General features: G+C 41.1%; 10 protein-coding genes. 6 read left to right on the forward strand and 4 right to left on the reverse strand.

The window, feature by feature from the left end; translation table 11 throughout:
• Positions 1 to 113: 113 nt before the first annotated feature.
• The 4 genes from CRI9333_RS10730 (at position 114) to CRI9333_RS10745 (ending at position 5,490) form a co-directional block, all read left to right on the forward strand.
• Positions 114 to 2,399 (forward strand): RelA/SpoT family protein, encoded by a 2,286-nt coding sequence (locus CRI9333_RS10730; RefSeq protein WP_015203189.1) that lies wholly within the window; start codon positions 114 to 116, stop codon positions 2,397 to 2,399.
• 186 nt (positions 2,400 to 2,585) lie between these two features.
• The gene (locus CRI9333_RS10735; RefSeq protein WP_015203190.1) at positions 2,586 to 3,563 is read left to right on the forward strand and encodes a YegS/Rv2252/BmrU family lipid kinase; all 978 of its coding nucleotides are present in this window, start codon (positions 2,586 to 2,588) and stop codon (positions 3,561 to 3,563) included.
• 307 nt (positions 3,564 to 3,870) lie between these two features.
• Positions 3,871 to 4,302: a response regulator gene (locus tag CRI9333_RS10740; RefSeq protein WP_015203191.1), complete on the forward strand. Its 432-nt coding sequence runs from the start codon at positions 3,871 to 3,873 to the stop codon at positions 4,300 to 4,302.
• 231 nt (positions 4,303 to 4,533) lie between these two features.
• Positions 4,534 to 5,490: a response regulator gene (locus tag CRI9333_RS10745; protein WP_015203192.1), complete on the forward strand. Its 957-nt coding sequence runs from the start codon at positions 4,534 to 4,536 to the stop codon at positions 5,488 to 5,490.
• Positions 5,491 to 5,592: 102 nt separating this feature from the next.
• Here CRI9333_RS10745 and tftA read toward each other — a convergent pair whose 3' ends face one another.
• Together tftA and CRI9333_RS10755 are read right to left on the reverse strand one after the other, a co-directional pair.
• Positions 5,593 to 6,939 carry a hormogonium tapered terminus morphoprotein TftA gene (gene tftA / locus CRI9333_RS10750; RefSeq protein ID WP_015203193.1) on the reverse strand — a complete coding sequence of 449 codons (1,347 nt, stop codon included), beginning with the start codon at positions 6,937 to 6,939 and terminating at the stop codon, positions 5,593 to 5,595.
• Positions 6,940 to 7,143: 204 nt separating this feature from the next.
• Positions 7,144 to 8,427 (reverse strand): aspartate aminotransferase family protein, encoded by a 1,284-nt coding sequence (locus tag CRI9333_RS10755; RefSeq protein WP_015203194.1) that lies wholly within the window; start codon positions 8,425 to 8,427, stop codon positions 7,144 to 7,146.
• 311 nt (positions 8,428 to 8,738) lie between these two features.
• On the opposite strand from CRI9333_RS10755, the gene CRI9333_RS10760 reads away from it, so the two are divergent.
• Together CRI9333_RS10760 and CRI9333_RS24890 are read left to right on the forward strand one after the other, a co-directional pair.
• Positions 8,739 to 9,809, forward strand: a complete 1,071-nt coding sequence (locus CRI9333_RS10760; protein ID WP_015203195.1) for a potassium channel family protein — start codon at positions 8,739 to 8,741, stop codon at positions 9,807 to 9,809.
• 139 nt (positions 9,810 to 9,948) lie between these two features.
• Positions 9,949 to 13,023 carry an MHYT domain-containing protein gene (locus CRI9333_RS24890; RefSeq protein ID WP_015203196.1) on the forward strand — a complete coding sequence of 1,025 codons (3,075 nt, stop codon included), beginning with the start codon at positions 9,949 to 9,951 and terminating at the stop codon, positions 13,021 to 13,023.
• Positions 13,024 to 13,147: 124 nt separating this feature from the next.
• Here CRI9333_RS24890 and CRI9333_RS10770 read toward each other — a convergent pair whose 3' ends face one another.
• Both CRI9333_RS10770 and CRI9333_RS10775 read right to left on the reverse strand, forming a co-directional pair.
• A complete protein-coding gene (locus CRI9333_RS10770) occupies positions 13,148 to 13,357 on the reverse strand; it encodes a hypothetical protein (protein ID WP_015203197.1) in 210 nt (69 codons plus the stop codon).
• A gap of 52 nt (positions 13,358 to 13,409) precedes the next feature.
• A complete protein-coding gene (locus CRI9333_RS10775; RefSeq protein ID WP_015203198.1) occupies positions 13,410 to 13,919 on the reverse strand; it encodes a GNAT family N-acetyltransferase in 510 nt (169 codons plus the stop codon).
• Between the last annotated feature and the right edge of the window lies 1 nt (position 13,920).

Consider the following 13,920-nt stretch of genomic DNA (forward strand, 5'->3'; position numbering starts at 1 on the left):
GATGGCAATATTGACGGATTTCTGACAGGGCAGGTAGATCGGGCTATTAGACATTATTACTTAGGTGGTTAATCCCGCCTCTAACATCTCAACTACCTAAATTATTAATAAAAATGCTAAATAGTGTGAACGCCCCATCTACCTCCTCCACTTCTACTCCCACTCCCGTTATTGATTGTGAAATTCCTGACTGGCTACAACAATGCTTAATTACTCGCAGCCAGCCTGATCAAGATGTGTCTGCTGATGCCAATGTGCAGGATGCCGATTTGATTTGTCGGGCATTTGAATTTGGTTACAATCTCCACGACGGTCAACGTCGCGCATCTGGAGAACCATACATTTGCCATCCTGTTGCTGTTGCTGGGTTGTTGCGGGATCTTGGTGGTAGCGGTGCTATGATCGCGGCAGGATTTTTGCACGACATCGTAGAAGATACCGATGTCACTTCAGATGACCTCGAAAAAATGTTTGGTAAGGAAGTCCGGCAACTGGTAGAAGGAGTTACCAAGCTTTCTAAATTGAATTTTTCTAGTAAAAAAGAACGCCAAGCTGAGAACTTTCGCCGGATGTTCATCGCGATGGCTCATGATATTAGGGTAATTGTGGTAAAACTAGCAGATAGACTGCATAATATGCGGACGCTAGAGCATCTGCCGGATGAAAAACGCCGACGCATTGCCTTAGAAACACGAGAAATTTTTGCTCCACTAGCAAACCGCTTGGGGATCGGACGTTTTAAGTGGGAATTAGAAGATTTAGCGTTTAAATATTTAGAACCAGAAGCTTATCGGAAAATTCAACTTTTAGTAGCCGAGAAACGTACAGACCGTGAAGCTAGATTAACTAATGTCACAGAAATTTTGCAGCAAGGTTTGACTGCATCTGGAATTGAGTGTCTAGAGTTGAGTGGTCGTCCTAAGCATCTTTATGGAATATATCAAAAGATGCAACGCCAGCAAAAAGAATTTAGCGAAATATTCGATCTAGCTGCAATCCGCATCCTTGTTAAGACAAATGAAGAATGTTACCGTGCTTTAGCGGTTGTTCACGATGCTTTTCGTCCGATCCCTGGTAGGTTTAAAGATTATATTGGTTTACCAAAGCCTAACCGCTATCAATCTTTGCATACAACTGTTGTTAGTCTTAATGGTCGTCCTTTAGAGATCCAAATCCGTACTCAGCAAATGCACCATATTGCGGAGTATGGGATTGCGGCTCATTGGAAATATAAGGAAACCGGAAATTCTAATCGTAGCAAGGTGACAGGAACAGATGAAAAGTTTACTTGGTTGCGTCAACTATTAGATTGGCAAAACGAACTCAAAGATGCTCAAGAATACCTAGAAAACGTTAAAGACAATTTATTTGACGATGACGTTTATGTATTTACGCCACAAGGTGATGTAGTGCCACTAAGTCGTGGTGCTACTACAGTTGATTTTGCCTACCGGATTCATACAGAGGTGGGTAATCACTGTGCTGGTGCTAAGGTGAATGGACGAATTGTTACTTTGGATACGCACCTTAGTAATGGGGATATTGTAGAAATTATCACCAGAGAAAATAGCCGTCCTAGCTTAGATTGGCTAAATTTTGTAGCAACGACTGGGGCAAAAAATCGGATTCGGCAGTGGTATAAGAAATCACACCGCGAAGAAAATGTTGCTCGTGGGCGAGAATTACTGGAGAAAGAATTAGGTAGAAATGGTTTTGAATCGTTGCTGAAATCTGAACCAATGCAGGCAGTAGCGCATCGCTTCAATTATCATAGCGTTGAAGATTTATTGGCGGGTTTGGGTTATGGGGAAGTAACTCTTAACCAGGTGGTAAATCGTTTACGAGATAATATTAAGGCATCTCAGCCGATCGCTCCGGTCTTAGAAGTTCTACCTTCGTCCTCTACTCATACAAACGGACGCACAGGTGCTAACACTTCTAGTAAATCCCCAATTGCTGGGATTGAAGGGTTACTTTATTACCTAGCTGGTTGTTGTAACCCGATCCCAGGAGAAGGCATAATTGGGGTGGTAACTCGTGGCGCTCGTGGAATTTCTGTTCATCGCCAAGGCTGCACAAATGTCGAAAATATTGAAGGCGATCGCTTAGTACCTGTAAGTTGGAATCCTGTTGATTCTGATACTAGACGCGCCCAAACTTATCCGGTGAATATTCAAATTGAAGTTCTTGATCGCGTGGGTGTACTAAAAGATATTTTGTCTCGCTTAACCGACCAGAATATCAATGTGCGTAATGCTCAAGTCAAAACTCATCCCAATAGACCAGCAGTGATTGATTTGTGTATTGATATTCGCGATCGCCCACAACTTGAGCGTTGTTTTACTCAAATTAAGCAAATGAGCGATGTTTTAAATATGAAGCGGGTGCTTAGTTCTTAAGCTGTTGTGTTTTAGGGGGGAGAGGAGGGAGGAGAGAGGAGAGAGGGGAAGAGATTTTGATAACTTTTCTTCTTTATTCCAAATGTACAGATTAAATGCGCGATCTTCTTAACTAACTGTTAGATTGGTGATTGGTGAGGTGTCACTGGTCATTGATAATTGTTAATTGATAATTTTTAATTGATAATGAAGCGCTCTGCTTGTCTAATTTTTAATCCTGTTGCAGGTCAAAGTGATGCAGATCAAGATTTAGCACAAATCCGCTCAATCTTAGAGCCAGAAATTGACCTGGATATTCAATTGACAACACCAGAAATTGATGCTTCTGAACTAGCGGATCAAGCTATAGCCAGGGGAGCTAGTACAATTATTGCTTCTGGAGGTGACGGCACTCTTTCTGCTACTGCGGGGGCTTTAATCGGGAAAGATATTCCCTTGGGGATTATTTCACGGGGAACAGCTAATGCTTTTGCCACTGCGTTAGGACTACCAGATACGATTGAAGCAGCTTGCCAAACAATCTTGGGTGGTGCAACGCGGGTAGTAGACGCGGCTTATTGTAACGGTTTGCCAATGGTTTTACTTGCGGGAATTGGGTTTGAGGCTGAAACAGTCGAAAAAGCTGACAGAGAAAGTAAAAGCCGTCTGGGAATGTTGGCATATATTCTGGGAGGAATACAGCTATTAGGAGAAATGCCCAAGTTTGAAGTTGAAATTGAAACTGAAGATAAAGTGGTGAAGGTAACGGCGGCGGCTGTAACTATTGCCAATGCTGCGCCACCTACTTCGATACTGGCTCAAGGACCAGCAGGGATTATTGTGGATGATGGGTTATTGGATGTAACTGTAGTAGCACCATTAAATATTACAGGAGCGATCGCTGCTTCTTATCATTTACTCAGAACTGCTCTAGCAGGAAGTGCTGTTGAACGCGATGATATTGGTTATCTCCGCGCTAGCAGGCTTCAAGTTAGAACTGATCCGCCTCAAAAAGTTGTGCTTGATGGCGAAATTATCGGTACAACACCAGTTGATATTGAGTGTGTACCTGGTGGATTAACTTTGTTAGTTCCCAAGGTAGAGCAAGAACCTGTTGTCGCTGAAAAACTGGAAGGGCTTCCAAACTTAACAGTTGAAGCAAAACCGACTGAGGGTTTTGAATAAAGTTAAAATAAACTTCAGCTATTTGGCTGAGGTTTATTCAACTATCCGGTAGATTCACTCCGCTTGCTGAAATTACAAGATAAGAGCAGTAGTTTACTATTTTCAGGTTGATAAAAATTTCCCACAAACTTGTTTGTATCAATAACTATAAATTAAAAAATAACGTTGACATATTATAATATTATCTCCCCTGGCTGTCGTAAATATAGCTATTGAATGATGAATTGATTAATCTTAAGATTTATTTATGTATTTGGTGTAAAAACCTGTAAGATTAAATCTATTTTGTTGCCAGGAGTAAATAAATGTGGATATAGTTCTCAATCTATCCTTAAAAATTCTTTTAGCTGAGGACAATGTGATTAACCAAAAAGTGGCATCACAGATGTTGAAACAGCTAGGTTTGAAGGCAGATTTAGCCACTAATGGTTTGGAAGTACTCGATGCTCTACGGCATCAGCAATATGATGTAGTGTTAATGGATGTGCAAATGCCAGAAATGGATGGCATTGAAGCTACACGCCAAATTCGCCAGGAGTGGAACCAAGAGAACAGCCCTTGGATAATTGCTGTGACGGCAAATACCATTGGTGGGGTGCGGGAGGAATGTTTAAATGTAGGGATGAATGACTTTATTAGCAAACCTCTCAACAAAGATGTATTGATGGAAGCGTTGAGCAAGTGTCCTGCATCAACTCCAGTATCTCTGACAGTAAATGAGCAGCAGTCTGTAGAATAAATAAACAATCCTCAGATAATATAGTTCTTCAGGAATAAGCTAACGCGCATTTAAATTGTACATTTTTAAGTTAGATATAAAGTTATCAAACACTCTTTCTCGCTCCCCTCCCTCCTCCCTCCTCTTCCCTAAAACATAAAATTTAGAAATAAGATGGTCGTTGGTAAAATTGGTGGAGAGTTCTTGAAAAGAAGCTATTAATTTGCAAACAGAATGACAGCGGGATCAAGAATGAACACGGCTTCTCTATTTCAAGAGCCCCCAATAGTATTGGTTGTAGATGATGATCAGATGACTAGGCAACTGCTACGTCGAGCAATGGAGCAACAAGACTATCAAGTAGTAGAGGCTAGTAATGGAGAGGAGTGTCTCAAGGCTTATCAAGATTATCAACCGCATATTGTTTTAATTGATGCGCTGATGCCTGTAATGGATGGCTTTACCTGCTGTACCTACTTACAAAAGCTGCCAGGGGGCGATCGCACTCCCATTTTGATGATTACATCGCTAGATGATAAAGAGTCAGTTGATCGAGCATTTGCAGTTGGAGCTACTGAGTATGTCACTAAGCCAATTCACTGGCCTGTATTATTACAAAGAGTACGACGTTTAATCCATCAATTTTTATTAGTTGAACAGCTTGAAGCGGCGAATCTGGAATTGCAACGCCTAGCTAACAGTGATGGTTTAACTCAGGTGGCAAACCGACGACGATTTGATGAATATTTTGATGAGGAATGGCGGCGGCATTCAAGAACATTTTTACCTTTATCTTTAATTTTGTGCGATATTGACTTTTTCAAGAGATATAACGATACTTACGGTCACCAAGCTGGCGACGAATGTTTAAAATTAGTTGCTAATACCCTTAGTAATAACGTCAAACGAGTAGGGGACTTAGTTGCTCGTTATGGGGGAGAAGAATTTGTTGTACTTTTACCGAATACTTTAGCTGAAAATGCTTTTGAGGTAGCCGAAAAAATTCGAGAAAACCTGAAACAATTGCACATACCTCATGCAGGTTCTAAAGTTAGTGAATATGTCACCTTAAGCTTGGGTGTAGCTAGCACTTATCCCCACCAAGAGCAATCAAAAGAACTGCTGTTAGCTAGTGCAGATAAAGCATTGTATCAGGCTAAAACATCAGGGCGCGATCGCACAATTTTGAATGTGGTTGGTGAGTGGTAATTGTTTTTTTTATCGCAGATGTGAGCAGATAGACGCACAATGAGCGCAGATGTAAGCCAGGATTTTCTTAACGCAAGAGGTTTATTGCTCATTGATAATTGATTAAATTAAGCCTGCTGATTCATAAAGTCGTCTCAGGGCAGCCATAATTTTATCGCCATAATCTAAGTCGGCAGCCCAACGACCACTAAGTTGTTGAAGTAAAGGAGCGATCCCGCGTGTCACAAAGCGAAAGCGGGGATCTATCAATTCCTGAACTAAAGGTTCTAAACTGGCGTAAGCTTTTAAATGTTGGATATGCGCCCGCACTCCCAATCTGGCACTCGGAAATGTTGCGCCCTCGGCTTCACCACCAATTGAACCTAAACCTGCAAAGTTATTTTGCTCAGGTCTAATATCTCCTCCGAAGCGAAGAAATCCGGTTTCTACACACATTTGGCAGAACGCAATGTCATAGTTAACCCCTTCAACAGATGCTTCTTCGCGGTAAAGTTTGGGTAAGTCAGGAAACTGGTTGAGGGCATTGGCATTATTAGCTTTGAGAAACATCATCAGTTGTACTTCAGTGGAATTGCCATGACCCATAATGCGATCAATCTGACCAGGGCAAATCTCTAAAATTGAGCGCAAAGTAACTGTACGACTAGCACTATCCCAAGCTATTGAAACGTTAAAATCTCGTAATTCAATTGCTTTGACATAAACTACGCCTTTGTAGGGGAAACGACGAACATTTGGGGCATTGCTCAGGTCAACTCTGAGGCGGTCTACTAAATCAATAGGAATGTAGGCATTATCATTAACTAGGATGCCTTTTTCTCCATAAAGTTGATTATTAATTTTGATATTAATTGGTGCGTAAGTAGGATTTTTTCCAGGATCAGTAGCACCACCTCGACTCCAAGATTCCAACCCGTCGGCGATTCCTAGTGCCAGGTCACGGCGGCGATTTTGAATGATAAAGCGATCGTCTGGGTTGGTTAAAAACCCAACTTGCATCAACATTGAGGGCAGCGAGACATCGCGACAAAATGCGACACGCCCAATCCCAGTAGCGGTGTCTGGTTTTGCACCTCGGTTTGGTAGCTGAGGAACCCGACGCAGCAATGCTAACAACAGCATTTCTGCCTGTTTTTTGCGTTCTGCATTATTGGCAATATAAAAAACAGCAGAACCACGTACATCTGGGTTGCCAAAAGCATCAGCATGAATTTCTATGCTGATATCACCTTGACGAGCGCGGGAATTAATCCAGCTAATTGTCCCCTTTAAGCTTAAATCATCGGGAACAGAAAAGACTTCAAAACCGCGCGATCGCATTTCTGGCAGAATTAAATCGCGCAGTAAAATCATTTCTTGCGCTTCTGTTGTATTTCCTGCAACTGCCCCAGCGTCGCGACGACCTGATTCAATGCCACCGTGAGCAGCCGAAATAAATATCCGTCCCATCTATAAACTTTTCCTTATGATTAATTTTAATAGCTACAGATATATTGCTATTACGGTTTGAATTTTACCTTTTAGTAGCTAATATTTGTTGAATTTTGTTCATTATTAGTATTCAGAACTACGCAGTCTGAAAGTTAGATCCCCCCTAGCCCCCCTTTTTAAGGGGGGGACAGGAAAAGGGATCTGAGTTGGGTGTATGTAGCATTAACCTATAGCAGCAGCTATTCCTCTCTGAATTGCTTTTAAGGCTTGATCTACTTCTGGGGCGGTAACAATTAGTGGTGGGACAAACCTGACTACTTTAGCGCCAGCAGGGACTAATAATAAACCTTCTGCCATGCAAGCTTTAACTATATCAGCAGCAGTTAGCTTTGTATCGGCATTAAGTTCCATGCCGTTGATTAAGCCCCAACCCCGTACTTCGGTAATATGATCGGGGTAGTTAGTGGCGATCGCTTTTAAGCCTTGTCTTAATTGTTCACCCCGTTGCTCAACATTTTGCAGCAGGTGTTCTTTTTCTAAGGTTTGACACACAGAAAGGGCGACGGCGCAAACAAAGGGATTTCCACCAAAGGTGCTGGCGTGATCTCCTGGTTGGAAGACGTTACAGAATTGCTTACATAAAGTCGCACCGATAGGAATCCCACCGCCTAATCCTTTAGCACTGGTGAAGATATCTGGCTCTATGCCTAAATTCTCATATCCCCAAAACTTGCCAGTCCGACCCATGCCGACTTGCACTTCATCTAAGATTAATAAAATGCCTTTTTCGTCACAAATCTTCCGAATTTGTTGGAAGTAAGCAACATCTCCAGGGCGAACACCACCTTCTCCCTGTAGGGGTTCTAGGAGAATTGCTGCTACTTTACGTTCGTCTGCATCAAGTTGTGCGATCGCTGTTTCTATTGCAGCAATATCGTTGTAAGGTACATAGTGGAAACCTGGCATTAAGGGATCGAAGTTTTGCTGATACTTCGGTTGACCAGTAGCGGTAATCGTTGCTAGTGTCCGTCCGTGGAAACTGGCGTGAGCAGTTAAAATTACTGGTTGCTTAATCCCTAAGACTGTGTGGGCATATTTGCGAGCTAATTTAATTGCTCCTTCGTTAGCTTCTGCACCAGAGTTGCAGAAAAATACGCTATCGGCGCAGGAATGCTCAATTAGCCATTTGGCTAACTCTCCTTGTACTGGGATGTAATACAAGTTAGAAACATGATGCAGCTTTTGCATTTGCTGGGTTACTGTTTCTACCATGACAGGATGGGCGTGTCCTAATGTACAAGTAGCAATTCCCGCTACAAAATCTAGGTATTCTTTGCCGTTAGTATCCCAAACTTTGCTTCCTTGTCCCCGTTCTAAAGCTAAGGGAAAACGCCCGTATGTCGCCATCACAGACTCATCAAAGCCTTCTGGGCTAAATAAACTAGACATTACTGGATCTGATTCTGCTGGGATGGAGGGATGATTTGCTAAGGTTTCTATGCTCACTACTTAACTCCTATGAGATTTTTTGGCATTTTAAGGGAAATTGATTAAAAGTGTTGCATTTATTTAAACAATAAATTCATCTTTATAAGTAGCTGGGTGGAAATAAACTCATAATATTAAGCTGCTCATAGATCATTAGTTACTCCCTTCTCACGCTCAAGATTACCGATTGTATTCTTCCTCTTCCTTGGCGGACTTTGCGTCTAAAACTAGGATCGCGTTTCGCTTCGCTAAGGCGGTTATAAAAATAGGTATTCTTTAAGCGGGAAAGGAGTAATTGGTAATTGATAATAGTTAATTATTAATAGCAGATGTACTCAACCCTAGAACAAAAATATCGACGTATTCAAAAAGAGCTAATTGGAGGTGTAATCGCTTTGGGTTTGGTTTTCATCAGTGGCACGCTGTGGTATAGGTTTGTTGAAGGGTGGCATTGGTCAGATGCGGTTTATATGACGGTGATCACTCTATCATCGGTGGGTTTTGGTGAAATTAATCCTTTAGGCGATCGCGGACGCATTTTTACGATTACTCTAATTATGATGGGAGTGATCAGTATCGGTTACATTGTTAACAGATTTACTGAAGCCTTGATTCAAGGCTATTTTCAAGAAGGTAGACGACTCCGACAACATCGACGCATAGTGGACTCTTTAGATCAACACTACATTATTTGCGGATTTGGACGTACAGGGCGACAGATTGCCCTGGAATTTCAGGCGGAAAGTATTCCGTTTGTGGCGATAGATTTTGAAAGTCACCAGATTCAGGAAGCGCAAGAACTTGGTTATATTGCTGTTCAAGGCGATGCTACTTTAGATGAAACTTTAATTAAGGTGGGTATTGAACGGGCGCTGTGTTTAGTTGCCGCGTTACCTTCTGATGCGGAAAACCTCTACACTTTGCTGTCGGCAAAAACGCTTAATCCTGGCATTCGGGCGATCGCACGGGCGAGTACTGAGGAAGCCTTAAAAAAGCTACAACGCGCTGGAGCAGATGCAGTTGTCTCCCCTTATATTACTGGTGGTAGACGCATGGCTGCTGCGGCACTCAGACCCCAAGTAATGGATTTTGTGGATGGTATCCTAACTGGGACAGACCGTGCTTTCTATATGGAAGAATTTTTAATTAACGAAAAAAGCTGTCCTGTAGTGGGGAGAACACTTAGGGAAGCACGACTGCGATCGCAATCTGGCTCGTTAGTTTTAGCGATTCGTCGTGCTGATGGTACGCTGATTGGAGGACCAACGGGTGAAACGGAATTATTACACGGAGATTTGTTAATTTGCATGGGTACTGCCGAGCAATTGCGGCAACTTAATCAGATTTTAGAACCCATACGCCCAAATTTACCACGACCACCTAGATCAATTAAAAATTAATAATTTCTAGCTTACTTGCCCAGCATATATATGTTAGGAATAGTTGATAATTGAAATAATAATTTGTGAAAAACCTAAATTTTATTAAAAATAAATAGTGATTAAAAATTTGTCTGACAACTCACGGAGGATGATCTAAATGCTCCATGCAGGCGTAGCAATGGCTAGTACTTATGACTGGCGCTTAGTTGCAATGTCAGTATTGATTGCGGTGATCGCCTCTTATACTGCTCTTGATCTCGCTGGAAGAGTGACAGTAGCTCAAGGGAAAGCCCGAATCGGTTGGCTGACTGGCGGTGCGATCGCAATGGGAATTGGCATTTGGGCGATGCACTTTGTAGGAATGTTAGCCTTTGAAGTGTCGCTTCCAGTAAGTTACAACCTATTAATAGTAGTCATTTCTATGCTGGCTGCGATCGCGGCATCTGGCTTGGCATTGTTTTTGGTAAGTGGGGCAGTTTTAGGAATTTCTCGGTTGCTAGGCGGTAGCCTGTTTATGGGATTAGGTATTGCTACTATGCACTACACAGGCATGGTGGCTATGCAGATAGATGCAATCACTGTTTATAACCCGTTGTTAGTAGCGGTGTCGGTAGTGATTGCGATCGCGGGCTCAATGGTTGCTTTGTGGTTGGCATTTCAGCTACGCAACATTAATACAGGCGTTGGTAAGTGGCGCAAAATCGGTAGTGCGATCGTCATGGGTGCGGCTGTACCTTTGATGCACTATACAGGTATGGCAGCAGCTAGTTTTATACCTATTCATACTAACGAGACATTCCACGCCACAATTGACAGTTTAATACTGGCGATTTCTATTGGAGTTGCTACTGTAATTATCCTTGGTATAGCTTTACTAACGGCGTTTTTTGACCGCCGTATTTCTGCGGAAGTTTTGAAATCAGAGATATTAGAAAGTAGCGAAAAACGCTTCCGTACGATGATTCAAAACTTACAAGTAGCTGTAATACTGGTGAGTGATAAATTAGAAATCCTTACTAGCAATCAAGCTGCGCTTAACTTGCTAGGCTTAACTGAAGATGAAGTTTCAGGCAAAGTTTGTCTGAATTTAAGTAATAAAATAGTTCGAGAGGATGGCACAGAATTTCCGCAACAACTTCAACCAATAGCACAAGCGATCGCTACCCGTCAGCCAGTACATCATGTAGTAATGGGTGTTTACCATCCAGTAACACAAAATTTAATTTGGTTGTTAATTAATGCCGATCCCGAATTGGCAGTTGATGGCAGTATTATGCGAGTGATTTGCACTTTTAGCGATATTACTAAAAGCAAACAAGATGAAACTGCTAAACGAGAAAGCGAACAACGCTTCCGTCAAATAGCAGAAAATATTGGTGAAGTTTTCTGGATGAGCGACTTACAACAGCAGCGAATAATTTATGTCAGTCCTGCATATCAGCAAGTTTGGGGGCGTAGCTGCGAAAGTTTGTATCAGGAACCAAAATCTTTTTTAGATGCGATCCACGCAGAAGATCAAGAGCGAATACTTGCTGCTTTTCCCAAACAACTTTGCGGAGAGTATAACGAAGAATATAGAATTATTCAGCCTGATGGTTCAATTCGTTGGATCAATGATCGCGCTTTTCCAGTTTACAACGAGTCGGGAGAAGTTTACAGAATTACAGGAATTGCCGCCGATATTACCGAACGTAAGCAAGCAGAAGAAAAAGTCCTACAATCAGAAGATCAATATCGTCAATTAGCTCAACGAGAAGCCTTACTTAACGGTTTGGCTAACCAAATTCGTACTACTTTAGATCTGCCTAAAATTCTCGAAACTGCGGTTAATGAAATCCGTAATTTACTACAGATTCATCGGTGTAGCTTTCAGTGGTATCGCACAGATGTTCAGCCAAATTACTTTGAATTAATTCAACAAGCTGGTGAGTCAACCATTGTTGATGTTTGTCACTACGACTTGCTTAAACAAGTCCCAGCAGTGGGTGAACAAATTATTAAATTTAATTTCTTTCGTTCAGATAATCTTTCCAAAGATAGTAATTTAGATGCTAATAGTAGAGAGAAAATAGCTTGCCTGGGTTTAACGGCTCTGCTGGGGCTGGTGATTTCAACTAACACTGGTAAAATTGGTGTATTAATTTGCGAACATTACGATCAACTCCGCCCTTGGAATGATTATGAAATAGAACTTTTAACGGCAGTTACAGACCAATTAGCGATCGCAATTGACCAAGCAGAAATTTACAATAAAAGTCGCTTGGCTGCTACTACTGCCCAAGTACAAGCTGCACAACTCCAAAAAGCTTTAGCTGATCTTAAGCTTACTCAAGCTCAATTAATTCAGACAGAAAAAATGTCTAGTTTGGGTCAAATGGTAGCTGGTGTAGCTCACGAAATCAATAATCCTGTTAACTTTATTCAAGGTAATTTGCAACATATTAATAACTATGCACAAGATTTGCTAGAACTTTCGGAACTATATCAACAGCGTTTTCCCAATCCTGGAGCGGAAATTGTAGAGAGAATTGAGGAAATAGATTGGGAATTTTTAAAAGATGATTTACCCAAATGTCTTTCTTCTATGAACGTGGGTGCTTCTCGAATTAGGGAAATTGTTTTATCTTTGCGTAACTTTTCCCGCTTAGATGAAGCAGAAATGAAGTTTGTTGATATTCACGAAGGTATTGATAGTACGCTACTAATTTTGAAACACAGATGGCAAGCAAAAGCGGGTAATATTGGTATTCAAATTGTAAAAAAATATGCTGATCTACCAAGGGTAGAATGCTATGCTGGACGACTAAACCAAGTATTAATGAATATCCTGGCTAATGCAATTGATGCGCTAGAAAATCAAGAACATCCCCGCATTATTACTATTAGTACAGAGTTAAGCTCGGAAAATTTATCTGTGCATTCTCAGTTGCAACAGCAAATTGAAAATCCTAATTTTTGCAATGTTTTAATTCGGATTATTGACAACGGAAAAGGAATGACGGAAGAAGTAAAAAAACGCATATTTGATCCATTTTTTACCACTAAAGAAGTTGGTGATGGTACAGGTCTGGGTTTGTCAATTAGCTATCAAATTGTGGTAGACAAGCACAAAGGTAAATTAGGGTGTATTTCAGAACCAGGGAAGGGTACAGAGTTCATCATTGAAATTCCTCTACAGCAGCAAAATCATTATTCTAATACAACGGTGGCTGTGACTACAGAGAAAGGATGATTATATTAAGACTTACGCATTTTTACCAAAAACTTATGGTTTGGGGACTGGGAAAAAAGCTTTGACTTCTCAAGCTTTGGAAGCTATGATTTTTTAAAGCCTGCGTAAATCCTATATATTTTAATTAGTCAAGTTTCAAAGCATTGACAGGAACTTCATCCCAAGAATTAACAGTTCTTAAACGCGCTACCCAACCGGATTCTTTTTGGTTATCTGTTAAATTTTGTTGAAAAGATTCATGACAATCTTTCGCCATGTCTTCATTACAACAAGCAATACAAGAATATAATAAACCCGATGGATCGATTTGTTCGTTTACCCAAATAGTTGTCATAATTGCTTTCCTTCTAAGATAAGATTACTGGATTTGAGCAGGGGTAAAAAGCTTAAAGGCTCTGAGATATAGCGAGTGCTTGATTTGCCATTATAGTGAGTGATTCACCATTAACTCGGCAAATGCGCCACTCATCTAATATTGATGCTCCCATACTTTTATAGAATGCGATCGCAGATTCGTTCCAGTCTAAGACACTCCACTCCAAACGTCCACAATCACGCGATACAGCTAATTTAGCTAAGTAGGTAAGCACAGCTTTACCAATACCCTGACGGCGATATTCTGGTAATACGAATAAGTCTTCTAAATAAATTCCTGGTTGAGTTAAAAATGTCGAATAATTATGGAAAAATAAAGCAAATCCTACTGGTTTTTGTTCATATTCTGCTATAATAGCTTCTGCATAAGGTTTACTGCCAAATAGGTGTTGTTCTAGGTTTTCAGGATTACCTGTGACAGCATGGGAAAGCTTTTCGTATTCTGCTAAAGCTTGAATTAAGTTAAATATTGCAGGGACATCAGCAGGTGTAGCTGAACGCACTATCAGTTCAGTGGTCATA

Source organism: Crinalium epipsammum PCC 9333 (assembly GCF_000317495.1).
GTDB lineage: Bacteria > Cyanobacteriota > Cyanobacteriia > Cyanobacteriales > PCC-9333 > Crinalium > Crinalium epipsammum.